The 650-nt window shown below is 74.2% G+C and carries 1 protein-coding gene; it reads left to right on the plus strand.

All coding sequences use genetic code 11. The features are described from left to right. Positions 1–515 (plus strand): acyl carrier protein (locus BZY54_RS47510; RefSeq protein ID WP_244217706.1); only part of this gene is annotated, 515 nt, incomplete at its 5' end. Positions 516–650 lie beyond the last annotated feature (135 nt).

Here is a 650-nt window from a genome sequence, read left to right on the forward strand (position 1 = left end):
CGTACGCCCTGCGCGACATCTGCTACAGCGCCGCCACCCGACGCCGGCACCACGCACACCGCACGGCGGTCGTCGGCCGCACCCATGAGGAGCTGGCGGACGCGCTCACCGGCGCCCCGATGCTGGGCGGTCGGCCGTTGTCGTCCGTCGTCGAGCGCTACCGGGCGGGCGAGGAGCCGGCCTGGGAGGCGGTGTTCGGCGCACCCGGCCACTACGTTCCGCTGCCCTCCTACCCTTGGCAGACCCGGCGGTACTGGCCGGGCGAGGGGCACGACGACGGGCCCGGCGAGGTGGACGACCTGGCCGCGTGGGTCCTGCGCGAACACGCCCGCACCGGCTTCCACGACGACTCCCCCCTCACCGACATCGGCATCGACTCGCTGGCGAAGCTGCGGATCGTCGTGGAACTGGTCAAGCGGTGCCGACAGGAGATCGACCCCGAGGAGTTCGGCCGGGTGCGCACGGTCGGCGAACTGCGGCAGTGGACCCGCGCGCTGGAGGCGGCGGCCCGATGAACACTCCGCACACCCTCTACGAGTGGTTCGCCCGTACTGCCGACGCCCACCCCGACGAGCCGGCCCTGGAGGTCGGCGGGGCCCGCCTGACCTACGGCGAGCTGCGTGACCGCGCCGAGCGGACGGCCGTGGGCC

Source organism: Streptomyces carpinensis (assembly GCF_002154505.1).
Lineage (GTDB): Bacteria > Actinomycetota > Actinomycetes > Streptomycetales > Streptomycetaceae > Streptomyces > Streptomyces carpinensis.